Genomic DNA, 16,117 nt, shown 5'->3' on the forward strand with positions numbered 1-16,117 from the left:
TGGCAGCAAACAGGATGGTTTGCTGCCGTAAGCGATGGTTTTAATCGTGCAGTTTGCCGTGGTCCTTTAACCACGCGGCGGTACGGGTAACCCCCTCATCCAGGGTAACGATCGGCTGATAGCCAAGTTCCTGCTGAGCGCGGGAGATATCGAGGGTAAAGTCGAAATTGAGCTTCGAAACGCCGTAATGGGTGAAAGCCGGTTCTTTTGCCGATTTATTACCGAAATGCTCCATGCTGCGGGCAATAATATCCAACATCGGATAGGGCACCGAGCGGATTCGGCACTTGATGCCCAGCTCGTCGATGAGCTTCTGCACAATGCTGCGCAGCGTCTGCGGCTCGCCGTTGCTGATATTCCACGCCCGCGCGGAAGGTAAGTGGTCGCACTGCGGCTGACTGGCAAGCCACATCGCATGCACCGCGTTTTCGTAGTAAGTCATGTCCACCAGCGCGTTACCGCCGCGCGGCAAGAGCACGCTGCCGTAGTGGCGCATCATCTGCACCATGCGCGGAATAAAGACTTTATCATGCGGCCCGAACAAGCTTTGCGGGCGCAATATCGTAAAGCGGGTATGCGGGTTCGCCTGCGCCAGCAGGTTGATAACCTCTTCGCTGGCCGCCTTGCTGCGGGCGAACTCATTGGCGAAGCGGTGCGGGCGGAAATCTTCCTGAATATCGCGATGGTGGTGATAATCGAAATAGAGCGAAGGCGATGAAATATGGACGAAATTGCGTACGCCCCAGGCAACGGACCATTCGCCAAGACGACGAGTCGCACGAACGTTGGCTAAATCGAAGGCTTGCTGGGTACCCCACGGCGAGGTAAAGCTGGAACAGTGCCAAAGCGTATCAATACCGGCGAGCATCACTTTAGCCTGCGAAGAGACCAGTTCGGTTAGATCAGCGGGAATAAATTCCGCGCCCATTTTGCTCAGAAGCTTACCCATCGCTTCGTTGCGCCCGGTCGCTCGCACGCTGATGCCCTTGTTGCGCAGATATTCCACCGCATTACGGCCTAATCCGCTGGTCGCACCGGTAACCAGTACCTTCATATCAATCTACTGTCCCAGAAAAGAATTTCGTGCGCATTTTTCCGTGATTCTCCCGAGTATGCAATGAGAATCATGAAAGAATAACGCTTAATCTTCGTTTTTGCCTGTGATTTGCTCGGCCTGGCGGGCGATGCGTCGCGCCATGCCGCGAAAAATAAACAGATGCGCCGGGATCATCAGTAGCCAGTAGAACAGGCCGGGCATGCCGTGTGGATGCCACCAGGCGCGAACGTCGAGTTCGCGATGGTCGCCTTTATCGCTAATAGTAAAGCTTAAACGACCCAGACCGGGAGCTTTCATGCCAAACAATAGGGTTAACTGTTGTTCTTCTTCCACAATAATCACCTTCCAGCTATCTACCGTATCGCCGGTTTGCAGATAATCATGCTGCGGTCGCCCCTTGGCCAGGCGGTGGCCGACCAGCAGGTCCATAGCGCCGCGGATTTTCCACAGGATATTGCCGAAGAAGTAGCCCTCTTTGCCGCCGATTTGGTTCACCACCTGCCACAGTGCCTTACGGCTCGCCTGGGTGCTGACGGTGCAGCCTGCCTGCTTTGGGTAGTAGCCATACTCCGGCCGCCAGCGGGCGAAAGCCTGAGCGTCGTAGCCCCAGTCGCTGGAGTTCACCAGCTGTTCTTCCTCTTTCAGGGTACGACGCACCGCCTGATCGAAGGGAATCAACGTTTGCGGGATCAGCGCGCGTAGCGAACGATCGTCGGCGATCAGATCGTGTTTTAGCCCCTGAATCAGCGCTTTAGCGATGGTGGGGGGGACCGAGGTGATAACGTTCAGGAACCACACCGAAATCCAGCGGGTCGGAAAGGGGATAGGGATCAACAGGCGATGCTTGCCGCTGACCGCCATAAAATGGGTGAACTGCTGCTGATAGCTCAGGACATCCGGACCGGCAGCCTCGAAGACGCGGTGCTCGCGAGCCGGATGGTTAAGTAACTCCACCAGATAGTAGAGCAGGTTTTCCAGCGCGATGGGCGTGGTGCGCGATCGTACCCAGCGCGGCGGCGTAAGCACCGGCAGGTTGTAAACCATGTCGCGCATCACTTCAAAAGCGGCGGATCCGGCGCCGACGATGATACCCGCCCGTAACTCGGTAACGGGGATCCCTGACTCGCGTAGGACATCGGCCGTCACCTGGCGGGCGCGCAGATGGTCGGACTGCTCCTGGGCTGGCGCCTGCAGCGAGCTGAGAAAGATGACCTGGCGCACCGGCGTCTGACGCAAGGCATCTCGCACGTTAACGGCGACGCGGCGTTCATGGGCGATGAAATCGCCGCCTTCGCCCATGCCATGTACCAGGTAGTAAAGGGTATCAACCCCGCGAAGCAGAGCAGGGAGATCCTGCGGCTGATTGAGGTCGATAGCGTGGCAGGTGACGCCGGGAAGATCGAGCTTCTGCAGCCTGTCGATATGGCGTGCCGCCGCCAACACCGGATAACCTCGTGCGCTTAATTCGCGCACCAGATGCTGGCCAATATAGCCGCTGGCGCCGAGCACCAGAATAGATTGCGACACGCCTGACTCCTTAGCGTTGTAAAAAGGCTTGCCAGTGGCCGACCACTTCCGTCAACTGCTGGCGGTTAACATCGAGATGCATGACCAGACGCACGACTGGCGAGGCGTTGATCAACACGCCGCGAGCCTGCATGAATTCGCCGAGGGCGCGTGCCTGCTCCTCACCGACGCGCACGAACAGCATGTTGGTGTCGTGGCGCATCACGTCAGCACCGACGGCGCGTAGCTGTTCCGCCATCCACGCGGCGTTGTCGTGATCTTCCTGCAGACGGGTAACGTTATTTCGCAGAGCGTACAGACCGGCGGCGGCCAGAATGCCAGCCTGACGCATCCCGCCGCCGACCATTTTACGCCAGCGAATGGCGCGTCGGATGTACGCTTCGCTGCCCAGCAGCAGAGAACCGACCGGCGCGCCGAGCCCTTTTGACAGGCAGATGGTGAACGAATCACAGTATTGCGCGATATCGCGCAGCTCGCAGCCGTACGCTACAACGGCGTTGAAGATACGCGCGCCATCGACGTGTAGCGCCAGATTACGCTGGCGGGTGAACGCCCAGGCCTCTTGCAGATAGCCCCGCGGCAACACCTTACCGTTGTGCGTATTCTCCAGACTTAACAGGCGGGTGGGGGCGAAATGGATATCGTCGGGCTTAATTTTGGCCGCGACTTTATCCAGCGGTAGCGAACCGTCCGCCGCGGCATCGATCGGCTGTGGCTGAATACTGCCCAGCACCGCTGCGCCGCCGGCTTCATACAGATAGTTATGCGCGCCCTGGCCGACGATGTACTCTTCGCCGCGCTGGCAGTGGCTAAGCAGGCCAACGAGGTTGGCCTGGGTGCCGGTAGGCAGAAACAGCGCCGCCTCTTTACCAGCGAGCTCAGCGGCATAGCGCTGGAGTTCATTGACGGTTGGGTCGTCGCCATACACATCGTCCCCGACCGGGGCGGCCATCATGGCCTCCATCATGGCGCGCCCGGGGCGAGTTACGGTATCACTGCGAAGATCTATCACGGCATATCCTTGTTCTGATTCAGGGTGATAGCATTGTTTTACCTGAGCCAGTTGGTTTTCGCCAGTTCGATCACTTCATCGCCGCGTCCGCTGATAATCGCCCGCAGCATATACAGGCTAAATCCTTTGGCCTGCTCCAGCTTAATTTGCGGCGGGATCGCCAGTTCTTCCTTGGCTACCACCACATCGACTAACACCGGGCCGTCGGTGCTAAAGGCCGTTTGCAGCGCCTCATCAACCTCCGAGGCTTTCTCGACGCGTATCCCTTTGATCCCGCAGGCTTCGGCAATGCGGGCGAAGTTGGTGTCGTGCAGCTCGGTACCGTCGGTCAGATAGCCGCCGGCTTTCATCTCCATCGCCACGAAGCCGAGAATGCTGTTATTAAAAATGACGATTTTCACCGGCAGCTTCATCTGCGCCAGCGATAAAAAATCCCCCATTAGCATGCTGAAACCGCCATCGCCGCACATCGCGATGACCTGGCGATTCGGCGCGGTCGCTTTGGCGCCAATAGCCTGCGGCATGGCGTTGGCCATCGAGCCGTGGTTAAACGAACCCAGCAGGCGGCGTTTGCCGTTCATTTTCAGATAGCGCGCCGCCCAGACGGTGGGGGTACCGACGTCGCAGGTAAAGATCGCGTCGTCGTCGGCAAAGCGGCTAATCTGCTGCGCCAGATACTGGGGATGGAGCGCTTTTTCGCTGGGTTTGGCGAGATCGTCAAGCCCTTTACGCGCTTCGCGATAATCCTCCAGCGCTTTATCGAGGAAGCGGCGATCGGTTTTCTCTTCCAGCAGCGGCAGCAGCGCTTTCAGGGTCGATTTGATATCGCCCACCAGCGCCATATCTACCTTACTGTGCGCGCCGATGCTACCGGGGTTGATGTCGATCTGGATAATTTTGGCGTCGGTGGGATAGAACGCGCGATAGGGGAACTGGGTGCCGAGCAGGATCAGCGTGTCGGCGTTCATCATGGTATGGAAACCGGAAGAGAAGCCGATAAGCCCGGTCATGCCAACATCGTAAGGATTGTCGTATTCGACGTGCTCTTTCCCGCGCAGGGCATGGACGATAGGGGCCTTAATTTTCGCCGCAAAATCCACCAGCTCCTGGTGCGCGCCGGCACAGCCGCTGCCGCACATCAGGGCAATATTACTCGAGTAGCGGATAAGCTGCGCCAGCTTGTGCAGCTCTTCGTCCGCCGGAGTGACCGTGGGAAGCGGGGCATGATACCAGTGGCTGCTGGCGCTTTCCGGAGCCGGTTTTAGCGCCACGTCGCCGGGCAGGACCACCACCGACACGCCGCGGTTAATCACCGCCTTACGCATGGCGATAGCCAGCACCTGCGGAATTTGCTCAGGAGTGGAGACCAGCTCGCAGTAGTGGCTACATTCGCGGAACAGCTCCTGCGGATGCGTTTCCTGGAAATAGCCGCTACCGATTTCGCTCGACGGAATATGGGCCGCAATGGCCAGCACCGGTACGTGGTTACGATGGCAATCAAACAGACCGTTAATCAGATGAAGGTTGCCAGGCCCGCAGGAACCGGCGCACACCGCCAGTTCGCCGGTGAGCTGTGCTTCCGCGCCGGCGGCAAAGGCGGCAACCTCTTCATGGCGGGTCGGCATCCATTCGATGGTACCCATGCGGTTTAAACTGTCGCTCAAGCCGTTGAGGGAATCCCCGGTCACTCCCCAAATACGTTTCACGCCCGCTTGTTCAAGCGTTTTTGCAATGTATGACGCCACGGTCTGTTTCATGGTTTTCCATCTCCTTTTTGTGATAACGCTATCAAGCTTAGATGAAACTGCAGGTTGTGTTGCCGATTGCCCCTTATTTTTCGCTGGTTTTATTGATGGAATATTGCGCATACTCTGGGAGCACACAGGGTGTAAAACAGGAAGAACATCAAATGGTTAAGGGATTGTTAAATACAGTAAATAAAACGCTATCGCATGAAGACGCCGGTAAACTCTTGTTACGACTTGCCGTTGGCGGCTTAATGTTATTTCACGGTCTGCATAAGCTAATCGACGGTGTGGATGGCATCAGCGGTATGCTGGTCGCGAAAGGGCTGCCGGGATTTATTGCCTACGGCGTGCTGGTGGGGGAAGTCGTCGCGCCTTGTTTGCTTATTCTTGGCGTATTGACGCGCCCGGCGGCGCTGGTGCTGGCGTTTACCATGGTGGTGGCCTGGCTGATGGTTGGGACAGGTAAGACATTCGAGCTGGATGCCGTCGGCGCATGGGCGATTGAAAGCCTGGTCTATTTCTTTATCGGCGCGCTGGCGATTGCGCTATTAGGGGCAGGGCGTTATTCGTTGGCCGGTCAGTCGGTCTGGCGGTAAAAAAGTGCCGGATGGCGGCATTAATGCCTTATCCGGCCTACGGTCCTGTAGCCCCGGTAAGCGGTAGCGCCACCGGGGATTTTGACCTCAGGCGAGAACCAGATCGCTCTGCGGGTGGCAGGAGCAGGCCAGCACGTAGCCGTCGGCGATTTCCGCATCGGTCAGCGTCATGGTGCTGGTTACGCTGTATTCGCCGGCAACCACTTTGGTTTTGCAGCAGCCACAGACGCCAGCGCGGCAGGCGACGGTCACCGGTACCTTATTGCTCTCCAGCGCGTCCAGCAACGTGGTGCCGACCGGCGCGTAGAACGTTTTCGCCGGCTGCAGCTTGGTAAATTTCAATCCGTCGGTAGCGGCTTCCGCCACCGGGGTAAAGAACTTCTCTTTAAAGAAACGCGTCACGCCAAGCGCCGTCACTTCTTGTTCCACCATCTCCATATAAGGCGCCGGGCCGCAGGTCATCACGGTACGGCTGGAGAGATCCGGCACGCTTTGCAACAGCTCGCGGGTGAGGCGCCCGGCGATAAAGCCCGGCGTCGCGTCGTGTTCCGCCACCAGCGTGACCGGGTATTGACGCCACTCTTCGGCGAAAATGACATCCTTCGGCGAACGCACGTTAAAGATAACCTGCACATCCGCCTGCGGGCGGTACTTCGCCAACCAGCGGCGCATCGACATAATAGGCGTCACGCCGCAGCCTGCGGCCAGCATCAGAAAACGATCGCTTGTTTTATCTTCGCAGGTAAACTCGCCCATCGCATCCGACAGCCAGATATAGTCGCCGCGTTTTACATCGCGGGTTAACCACTGTGAGCCTGCGCCATCGTCAATACGACGAACGGTCAGCGTAATGTACTCACTGACCCCCGGCGTTGAGGAGAGCGTGTAGGCGCGCAGCGTATCCGCCGAATGGCGCACGCTAACCAGCGCGTACTGCCCGGCGCGATAGGGATAGTAGTCGTGGCACAGCAACGAAATCGTCCATACGTCCGGCGTTTCCTGCTGAATATGATGAACCTGCATTCGCCACGGGCACTGTTGAGTTGGCATTGTCATGCGGTGACTCCTTATGCGCTCAGCAACTGCTGCATATCTTGTTCTACGGTAGTGACGGAACGCAGACCGAACTTCTCGTTGAGGACAGCCAGCAGGTCCGGCGTGAAGAAGCCAGGCGCGGTCGGGCCGGTGACGATGTTTTTCACCCCGAGCGACAGCAGCGTCAGCAGGATGACGATGGCTTTTTGTTCGAACCAGGAGAGCACCAACGACAGCGGCAGATCGTTTACGCCACAGCCCAGTTTTTCCGCCAGCGTTACTGCGAGAATAATCGCCGAGTAGGCATCGTTACACTGACCGGCGTCGACCAGACGCGGCAGGCCTTCGATATTGCCGAAATCCAGTTTGTTGAAGCGGTATTTACCGCATGCGAGAGTCAAAATCAGGCAGTCGTCCGGTACGCTGGTAGCGAAATCAGTGAAGTAGTTACGTTCGCCGCGCGCGCCGTCGCAGCCGCCGACGAGGAAGATGTGGCGCAGTTTTTCACGGCTGACCAGATCAATCAGCGTATCCGCCGCGCCTAGCAGCGTCTGGCGGCCGAAACCAACGGTGATCAGATGCGGGATTTCGCTATACGGGAAGCCGGCCATTTGCTGCGCCTGGGTGATAACCGGGGAGAAATCTTCGCCTTCCAGATGATTGACGCCCGGCCAGCCGACGATGCTGCGAGTCCAGATGCGGTCGTCGTAGGCGCCGACGGTTGGGTCGATGATGCAGTTCGAGGTCATCACGATGGGCCCCGGGAAGCGGGCGAATTCAACCTGCTGGTTTTGCCAACCACTGCCGTAGTTACCGATCAGATGTTTAAACTTACGCAGCTCCGGGTAACCGTGAGCCGGTAACATTTCACCGTGGGTATAGACGTTAACGCCGGTGCCTTCAGTCTGCTCTAACAGGTTATACAGATCTTTCAGATCGTGCCCGGAGATCAGGATGCACTTACCTTCGGTCGCTTTAACGTTGACCTGGGTCGGCGTCGGGTGGCCATATTTCGTGGTTTCACCGGCGTCGAGGATGCTCATCACTTTGAAGTTCATCTGGCCGATTTCCATCGAACATTCCAGCAGAGCGTTCATATCGGCAGGCCAGGTACCCAGCCACGCCATGATTTTATGGTACTGGGCGTAAATGTCGTTGTCGTACTGACCGAGCACGTGCGCGTGTTCCATATAGGCCGCGGCGCCTTTCAGGCCGTACAGGCACAGCAGGCGCAGGCCGAGGATATTCTCACCGATCGCGGCCTTGTCTTTATTTGGCGTATAGTCCGCCGCCTGACGTTGCAGCTCGCCCAGATCATCGCTAACCAACTGCAGAGCGGCTACCGGGCTGTCGACCGAGGCCTTGGCATCAATATTCAGGCATTGCGCTTTCAGCGCCTCGCGCATCGCGATGGCCTGACGGGCGTAGCCGACGATACGCGGCGAGTCGAAGTTCACGTTGGTTAGAGTAGAGAAGAACGCCCGCGGGGCGAAATTATCCACCTCATGATCGATGATGCCGTATTCACGTGCCTTAACGGCCCATGCGGATAGGCCCTGCAGCGAAGCAATCAGCAGATCCTGTAAATCGGAGGTTTCAGCGGTTTTACCGCACATACCCTGCGCGTAAGAACAGCCATTTCCTGCCGGCGTACGGATAGTTTGTTCACATTGCACACAAAACATGATCACACCTTTTAAAGTTATATTTTAGATACATGTTTAAGGTTATGCCTGTCGCCGTATGGAGAAAAGGTATTTCTGACACAACTTAAAGGGAGATTGATTTAGCGCAATTTTGGCGGTAGGGAGCCTACCGCCATAGGGGGATCAGGCTGAGAAGAACGCCATCAGCACCGGCACCAGCAGGCTGAGGATAAAACCGTGGACGATGGCTGCAGGCACGATTTCCACGCCGCCGGAGCGCTGTAGCACCGGCAGAGTAAAGTCCATCGAGGTTGCGCCGCACAGCCCAAGCGCGGTAGAGCGGCTGCGCATTACCATGCCGGGGATTAACATTATCGCCAGCAGTTCGCGGGCCAGATCGTTAAAGAATGTCGCGCTGCCAATGACCGGGCCGTAGGATTCGGTCATTAGAATTCCGGAAAGAGAGTACCAGCCGAAGCCGGATGCCATCGCCAGACCGGTTTTAATGGGCAGACCAAGAATAAGGGCATTAATCACTCCGCCAAATAATGAGCTGGCCGCGACCACCACCGCGACAATCATTCCGCGGCGATTAAGCACAATTTGGCGTAAAGTCATTCCATTATTACGTAGCTGAATACCGATGAGGAATAATAAGAAAATTAAAGTATATTCGCTGGCTTCAGTCGCATGCTGTAAAAAAGAGAGGCCGCTTAATCCCAGCAGGAAACCAATTAGCACTACGCCAAGCAGCTGTAGTGACTCGAGAGCCATCGCCAGGCGCGAGGGTAATTTTTCCGGACGATGCTTGACTCGCCACGGCATTTTTTTATCCAGCCATAGCAGTGCTGCAATATTGCACAGAATAATAACCACAATGCTGACCGCGGAGTAATGCAGTATTGATAACAGATTGCTGCTGAGATTATCGAGGAAGGCAAGGCTAATCCCCATGAAAAAGAGGATAACGTAAACAATCCAGCTAAGCAGCCGGGTAATCAGTTTCAGTGCGGAAGGGTGACGCAGAGGAATAAGGTAGCCGACAATCAACGGCAGCAGAATGATTAATAGTCCCGAAAACATGAACGGCAAGGTCCTTGCAAAATAAGAATAGCGCCACTGACACTACCCAATTCGCCAGGCCGAGTAAAGCTGTCGACAAAAAGAAAAAGCCCGGCGTCGCCGGGCTTCTTGCGAGGGTTAGTCGCGTTTTTCGAGCAGGGTGCGGTACAGCACGCCGCCGAGGATACCGCCGATGATTGGCATCACCCAGAACAACCACAGCTGTTGCAGCGCCCAGCCGCCCTGGAAGATAGCGACCGCGGTGCTACGCGCCGGGTTTACGGAGGTGTTGGTGACCGGAATGCTAATCAGGTGAATGAGGGTCAGCGCCAGGCCGATGGCGATCGGCGCAAAGCCCGCCGGGGCGTTTTTATCGGTCGCACCGTGAATAACCAGCAGGAATCCGCAGGTCAGCACGATTTCGATAACGATAGCGGACAGCATGGAGTAGCCACCCGGAGAGTGTTCGCCGAAACCGTTTGAAGCGAAGCCGCTCGCGGCAGCGTCGAAACCGGCTTTACCGCTGGCGACGACGTACAGCACTGCGGCGGCAATAATACCGCCGACAACCTGGGCGATAATATAACCAATGACGTCTTTAGCCGGGAAACGACCGCCAGCCCACAGGCCTAAAGTGACCGCTGGGTTAAAGTGCCCGCCGGAAATATGACCCACGGCAAAAGCCATGGTTAATACGGTTAAACCGAAGGCCAGGGCGACGCCGGCAAAACCAATTCCCAATTCCGGGAAAGCCGCTGCCAGCACTGCGCTGCCGCAGCCGCCGAATACAAGCCAGAATGTGCCAAAGCACTCTGCTGCTAATTTTCTGAACATAACCACCTCAAATAATAATGTAAACGAACACGTTATGACGTGCCGGTCTTTATTTATCGACGCAAAGGATGACGATAAAAATAAAGCGTCGCTATTCTAGGGACGAACGCCACCCTCGGACTAGTTAAATAAATTGATGTAATTTGATTTAGAGCAATGAGATGATTTTCCTTTCACCATGCATGATTTATGCAAGTGTAGAACACAACGCTGAAAAATAAACTACTACCGAAGATGAATTAATTTATTAATTATATGAAATCAAGAGCTGATACCTTACAAACTCATTTGCTTCTGAGTTCAATTGTCGGTGCGGGAAGCAGGGGGTGCCATGTTGTCTGCGCCTCGCTATACTACTGATTACTGAAGGAGAATGTGGGCCAGGCGGAGGGGATATGCATCTTGAGCGTGTAGAGATCGTCGGATTTCGCGGTATCAACCGTTTATCGTTGATGCTCGAGCAAAACAATGTGCTAATCGGCGAAAACGCATGGGGTAAATCCAGCCTGCTGGACGCTCTGACGCTGCTTTTATCGCCTGAGTTTGACCTGTACCATTTCGTACGCGATGACTTCTGGTTTCCCCCCGGCGATATTCAGGGGCGGGAGCATCATCTGCATATCATTTTAACTTTCCGCGAAAATGAACCCGGGCGCCATCGCGTGCGCCGTTTTCGACCGCTTAGCGATTGCTGGGTGCCCTGTGATGACGGCTATCAGCGCATTTTCTATCGCCTTGAGGGGGAGCTGGCGGACGACGGCAGCGTGATGACCCTGCGTAGTTTTATTAACTGCCAGGGAGAGGCGCTGGAGATGCAAGATATCGACGATCTGGCGCGCCATCTGGTGCGCTTAATGCCGGTATTGCGCCTGCGCGACGCCCGCTTTATGCGCCGAATTCACAACGGAACCGTGCCGCATTCGCCGCAAATTGAGATTACCGCCCGGCAGCTGGATTTTCTCTCCCGCGAACTGGTCAATCATCCGCAAAATCTCACCGATGGGCAAATCCGCGAAGGGCTGTCGGCGATGGTGCAACTGCTAGAACATTACTTCGCCGAGCAGAGCAGCGCGCAAAGCCGCAATCGCCTGATGCGCCGACGTTCTCATGATGAACAACGCAGCTGGCGCTATCTCGATATTATTAACCGAATGATTGATAAACCCGGCGGACGCAGTCATCGGGTGATCCTGCTTGGGTTGTTCTCCACTTTATTGCAGGCGAAAGGGACCGTCCGCCTCGATCGCGATGCGCGGCCGCTGCTGCTGATTGAAGATCCAGAAACGCGGTTGCATCCGATCATGCTTTCGGTCGCCTGGCATTTACTGAATCTCCTGCCGCTGCAGCGAGTCACTACAACCAATTCCGGCGAACTTTTGTCGTTGACGCCGGTCGAGCAGGTGTGTCGGCTGGTGCGTGAATCGTCCCGCGTTTCGGCGTGGCGGCTCGGTCCCGGTGGGATGAATGCGGAAGATAGCCGTCGCATTGCGTTTCACATTCGCTTCAACCGCGCGTCATCGCTGTTTGCCCGCTGCTGGTTGCTGGTGGAAGGCGAAACGGAAACCTGGGTTATCAACGAACTGGCGCGCCAGTGCGGGCATCATTTCGACGCTGAAGGGGTGAAGGTGATTGAATTCGCCCAATCCGGGCTCAAGCCGCTGATTAAATTTGCCCGCCGGATGGGGATTGAATGGCATGTGCTGGTTGACGGCGATGAGGCAGGAAAGAAGTACGCCGCTACGGTGCGCGGACTACTCAACAATGATAACGAACTGGAACGCGTACACTTAACCATGCTTCCGGCGATGGACATGGAACACTTTATGTATCGTCAGGGGTTCGATGATGTTTACCATCGGGTGGCGCAGATCCCGGATAATATGCCGATGAACATGCGCCGGGTGATCACCAAAGCCATTCACCGTTCATCGAAACCCGACCTGGCGATAGAGGTCGCGATGGAGGCTGGACGGCGGGGAATCGACGCCGTCCCGACGTTGCTGAAAAAGATGTTTTCCCGGGTGTTGTGGCTGGCGCGCGGGCGCGCTGATTAGCCCAGCAGCGAAAACCGTGCCATGTCTCGCCGCAAGACATCGCGGCAGCCCAACATCAATAAACATTAAGCATTGCTAAAATTCTGGCTTCTGTTCGCCGCCGCTTCCGTTAGAATCATCATCCGAGCTGCGGGGAATAGATCAGGAATTTTTTATGACATTGAATGGAAAACGCAGGAAAGTCTGGTGGCTGTTGGCGCTGGTGGTGGTTATTGCGGCCGTTTGGGGATGGCGCGTTCTGAACGCGCCGTTGCCGCAGTATCAAACGCTGGTGGCGCGTAAAGGCGATCTGCAGCAGAGCGTACTGGCGACGGGCAAGTTAGATGCGCTGCGTAAAGTCGACGTCGGCGCGCAGGTCAGCGGCCAGTTGAAGACGCTGCGCGTCAATATTGGCGATAAAGTACAGAAGGACCAGCTGCTGGGAGTTATCGACCCGGAGCAGGCTGAAAACCAGATTAAAGAAGTCGAAGCGACGCTCATGGAGCTGCGCGCTCAGTTAAAACAGGCGCAGGCCGAACGTAAGCTCGCGCAGGTAACCTTAGCGCGCCAGCAGCAGTTGGCGCAGCGCCAACTGGTCTCACGCCAGGATCTGGATACCGCCGCCACCGATGTGGCGGTGAAAGAGGCGCAAATCGGCACCATCGAGGCGCAGATTAAACGCAACCAGGCGACCCTCGACACCGCGAAAACCAACCTCGACTATACGCGTATCCTGGCGCCGATGTCCGGCGAAGTGACGCAAATCACTACCCTGCAGGGACAGACGGTGATTGCCGCTCAGCAGGCGCCAAACATCCTGACGCTGGCGGACCTCAGTACCATGCTGGTCAAAGCGCAGGTTTCGGAAGCGGACGTGATCCATCTTAAGCCGGGGCAAAAGGCCTGGTTTACGGTACTCGGCGACCCTCTGACCCGTTACGAAGGTACGCTGAAGGATATTCTGCAGACGCCGGAAAAGGTCAATGATGCCATATTTTATTATGCGCGGTTTGAAGTTCCCAACCCGCAGGGGATCCTGCGTCTTGAAATGACGGCGCAGGTGCATATCCAGCTGGCGGAAGTGAAAAACGTGATTACTATTCCGCTCAGCGCGCTGGGCGACGCCATCGGCGATAACCGCTACAACGTGCGCTTGCTGCGCAACGGGGAAGTGAAAGAGCGTGAAATCGTTATCGGTGCGCGTAACGATACCGATGTGGCGGTGGCGAAAGGGCTGGAAGAGGGTGATGAGGTCATTATCAGCGAAAGCACGCCCGGAGCGGCAAAATGACGGCGCTGCTCGAACTGCGTGATATTCGCCGCAGTTACCCCTCGGGCGACGGTGAAGTTGAAGTCCTAAAGGGCATCACCCTCAGTATTGCCGCCGGGGAAATGGTGGCGATCGTTGGGGCTTCAGGTTCCGGCAAATCAACGCTGATGAACATCCTTGGCTGCCTTGATAAACCCACCAGCGGTACCTATCAGGTTGCCGGGGTCGATGTGTCGCATCTGAGCGGCGATGAACTGGCCAGGCTACGCCGTGAGCACTTTGGCTTTATTTTCCAGCGTTACCATCTGTTATCGCACCTGACGGCGGCGCAAAACGTCGAGGTCCCTGCTATCTATGCCGGCAAAGAGCGCCGGATTCGCCTTGAACGGGCGCGGGATTTACTCACCCGATTAGGTTTGGGCGAGCGGGCGGAATACTTCCCGTCGCAGCTATCCGGCGGGCAGCAGCAGCGCGTGAGTATCGCCCGCGCCCTGATGAACGGCGGCGAGGTGATCCTTGCCGATGAACCGACCGGGGCGCTGGATAGCCACTCAGGTGAAGAGGTCATGGCCATCCTGCATCAGCTTAAGGCGCAAGGGCATACGGTGATTATCGTCACCCACGACCCGCAGGTCGCGGCGCAGGCGGAAAGAATCATCGAATTGCGCGACGGTGAAATTGTGCGTAACCCACCGCCGTCATCGCTGGAAAAAGGCGGCGTGCTTCGCGCCGAAGACCGCGCGGAGCCTACCATCTGGCGTCAGTTCAGCAGTGGTTTTCGTGAGGCGCTGGTGATGGCCTGGCGGGCGATGGCGGCGAATAAAATGCGCACGCTGTTAACTATGCTTGGCATCATTATTGGTATCGCTTCGGTCGTCTCTATCGTGGTCGTCGGCGATGCCGCGAAACAGTTGGTTTTAGCCGATATTCGCGCCATTGGCACCAATACCATCGATGTTTACCCCGGCAAAGATTTTGGCGATGACGATCCGCGTTATCAGCAGGCGTTAAAATATGACGATCTGCTGGCGATTCAAAAACAACCATGGGTGAGCTCCGCGACGCCGGCGGTATCGAAAAGCCTGCGCCTGCGCGCTAATAACATCGATGTGGCCGCCAGCGCCGAAGGCGTTGGCGCGCAATATTTCAACGTTTACGGCATGACGTTCAGCGAGGGAAATACGTTCAATGAGCTGCAGCTGAATAGCCGGGCGCAGGTGGTGGTGCTGGATAGCAATGCCCGTCGCCAGCTATTCCCCCACAAGGCGAAAGTGGTTGGCGAGGTGATTTTGGTCGGTAATATGCCGGCGACGATTGTCGGCGTGGCCGATGAGAAACAATCGATGTTCGGCAGCAGCAAAATCCTCCGCGTCTGGCTGCCCTATTCCACGATGGCCGGGCGGGTGATGGGGCAATCGTGGCTTAACTCGATAACCGTCCGCGTGCAGGAGGGCTACGATAGCGCCACCGCTGAGCAGCAGCTGGTGCGGTTGCTGGAGCTCCGCCATGGCAAAAAAGATGTTTTCACCTGGAATATGGACAGTGTCTTGAAAACGGCGGAAAGGACCACACATACTTTACAGCTGTTCCTGACCCTGGTGGCGGTGATCGCGCTGGTCGTCGGCGGAATTGGGGTGATGAATATCATGCTGGTGTCAGTCACGGAGCGCACCCGTGAAATCGGCATCAGAATGGCGGTTGGCGCCCGGGCCCGGGATGTTCTGCAGCAGTTTCTTATTGAAGCGGTGCTGGTTTGTCTGGTGGGCGGCGCCATCGGCGTGAGTTTGTCGTTGATGATCGCGTTCATTTTGCAACTGTTCTTACCCGGTTGGGAAATCGGTTTTTCGCCGCTGGCGCTGTTGACCGCATTTTTGTGTTCGACGTTAACCGGAGTGCTGTTTGGCTGGTTGCCGGCGCGTAATGCCGCGCGATTAGACCCGGTTGATGCGTTGGCGCGTGAGTAAGGAGATAAAAATGCCAGTCAGAAGGACTGGCATTTTATTAGCAGGATGTACACAATGAAGCAAAAGAGTTATGCAGCCGTTTCTGCTTCCACAGGAACAATCACGCTGGCGTGATTGCCTTTCGGCCCCTGGTGAACATCAAACCGAACGGATTGCCCGGCTTTTAGCGTTCTGTAACCATCCATCTGGATGGTGGAGTAATGGGCGAAAATGTCTTCGCCGCCGCCCTCAGGGCAAATAAAACCGAACCCTTTGGCATTGTTGAACCACTTAACAGTACCCATTTCCATACTTCGACATCCTTCGTAAATCTTTATAAGTAAGATGGAATGA

General features: G+C 56.4%; 13 protein-coding genes. 4 read left to right on the forward strand and 9 right to left on the reverse strand.

The window, feature by feature from the left end; translation table 11 throughout:
• Positions 1 to 40: 40 nt before the first annotated feature.
• From PGR29_RS09880 to poxB, 4 genes are all read right to left on the reverse strand, one after another.
• Positions 41 to 1,054 carry an NAD-dependent epimerase/dehydratase family protein gene (locus tag PGR29_RS09880; protein WP_087859978.1) on the reverse strand — a complete coding sequence of 338 codons (1,014 nt, stop codon included), beginning with the start codon at positions 1,052 to 1,054 and terminating at the stop codon, positions 41 to 43.
• Positions 1,055 to 1,141: 87 nt separating this feature from the next.
• A complete protein-coding gene (locus tag PGR29_RS09885) occupies positions 1,142 to 2,584 on the reverse strand; it encodes an SDR family oxidoreductase (protein ID WP_087859977.1) in 1,443 nt (480 codons plus the stop codon).
• A 10-nt stretch (positions 2,585 to 2,594) separates the two neighbouring features.
• The gene (ltaE, locus tag PGR29_RS09890; RefSeq protein ID WP_087859976.1) at positions 2,595 to 3,596 is read right to left on the reverse strand and encodes a low-specificity L-threonine aldolase; all 1,002 of its coding nucleotides are present in this window, start codon (positions 3,594 to 3,596) and stop codon (positions 2,595 to 2,597) included.
• A 38-nt stretch (positions 3,597 to 3,634) separates the two neighbouring features.
• On the reverse strand, positions 3,635 to 5,353 hold the full coding sequence (gene poxB, locus PGR29_RS09895; protein ID WP_213794656.1) for a ubiquinone-dependent pyruvate dehydrogenase: 1,719 nt from the start codon (positions 5,351 to 5,353) through the stop codon (positions 3,635 to 3,637).
• Between the two features lie 152 nt (positions 5,354 to 5,505).
• Here poxB and PGR29_RS09900 point away from each other — a divergent pair, with 152 nt between their 5' ends.
• Entirely contained in the window at positions 5,506 to 5,940 is a 435-nt protein-coding gene (locus PGR29_RS09900; protein WP_087859974.1) for a DoxX family protein, read from the forward strand.
• A gap of 87 nt (positions 5,941 to 6,027) precedes the next feature.
• Here PGR29_RS09900 and hcr read toward each other — a convergent pair whose 3' ends face one another.
• The 4 genes from hcr to aqpZ form a co-directional block, all read right to left on the reverse strand.
• A complete protein-coding gene (gene hcr / locus PGR29_RS09905; RefSeq protein ID WP_316424464.1) occupies positions 6,028 to 6,996 on the reverse strand; it encodes an NADH oxidoreductase in 969 nt (322 codons plus the stop codon).
• A gap of 11 nt (positions 6,997 to 7,007) precedes the next feature.
• Positions 7,008 to 8,660: a hydroxylamine reductase gene (gene hcp, locus PGR29_RS09910; protein WP_316424465.1), complete on the reverse strand. Its 1,653-nt coding sequence runs from the start codon at positions 8,658 to 8,660 to the stop codon at positions 7,008 to 7,010.
• Positions 8,661 to 8,804: 144 nt separating this feature from the next.
• Positions 8,805 to 9,704, reverse strand: coding sequence for a lysine exporter LysO family protein (locus PGR29_RS09915; protein ID WP_047065549.1), 900 nt, complete (start codon positions 9,702 to 9,704; stop codon positions 8,805 to 8,807).
• 117 nt (positions 9,705 to 9,821) lie between these two features.
• The gene (gene aqpZ / locus PGR29_RS09920; protein WP_015367500.1) at positions 9,822 to 10,517 is read right to left on the reverse strand and encodes an aquaporin Z; all 696 of its coding nucleotides are present in this window, start codon (positions 10,515 to 10,517) and stop codon (positions 9,822 to 9,824) included.
• Between the two features lie 395 nt (positions 10,518 to 10,912).
• On the opposite strand from aqpZ, the gene PGR29_RS09925 reads away from it, so the two are divergent.
• The 3 genes from PGR29_RS09925 (at position 10,913) to macB (ending at position 15,784) form a co-directional block, all read left to right on the forward strand.
• Positions 10,913 to 12,571 carry an ATP-dependent endonuclease gene (locus PGR29_RS09925; protein ID WP_087859969.1) on the forward strand — a complete coding sequence of 553 codons (1,659 nt, stop codon included), beginning with the start codon at positions 10,913 to 10,915 and terminating at the stop codon, positions 12,569 to 12,571.
• A 154-nt stretch (positions 12,572 to 12,725) separates the two neighbouring features.
• Positions 12,726 to 13,841: a macrolide transporter subunit MacA gene (gene macA / locus PGR29_RS09930; RefSeq protein WP_316424466.1), complete on the forward strand. Its 1,116-nt coding sequence runs from the start codon at positions 12,726 to 12,728 to the stop codon at positions 13,839 to 13,841.
• Entirely contained in the window at positions 13,838 to 15,784 is a 1,947-nt protein-coding gene (macB, locus tag PGR29_RS09935; protein ID WP_213317966.1) for a macrolide ABC transporter ATP-binding protein/permease MacB, read from the forward strand. The genes macA and macB overlap by 4 nt, the downstream gene beginning before the upstream one ends.
• A gap of 68 nt (positions 15,785 to 15,852) precedes the next feature.
• Here the strand turns inward: macB and cspD are convergent, their stop codons facing one another.
• Positions 15,853 to 16,074 carry a cold shock-like protein CspD gene (cspD, locus tag PGR29_RS09940; RefSeq protein WP_015367495.1) on the reverse strand — a complete coding sequence of 74 codons (222 nt, stop codon included), beginning with the start codon at positions 16,072 to 16,074 and terminating at the stop codon, positions 15,853 to 15,855.
• Positions 16,075 to 16,117: the final 43 nt, after the last annotated feature.

The sequence above is a fragment of the Klebsiella sp. 141203 genome (assembly GCF_032601985.1).
In the GTDB taxonomy this organism is placed as follows: Bacteria; Pseudomonadota; Gammaproteobacteria; order Enterobacterales; family Enterobacteriaceae; genus Klebsiella; species Klebsiella aerogenes.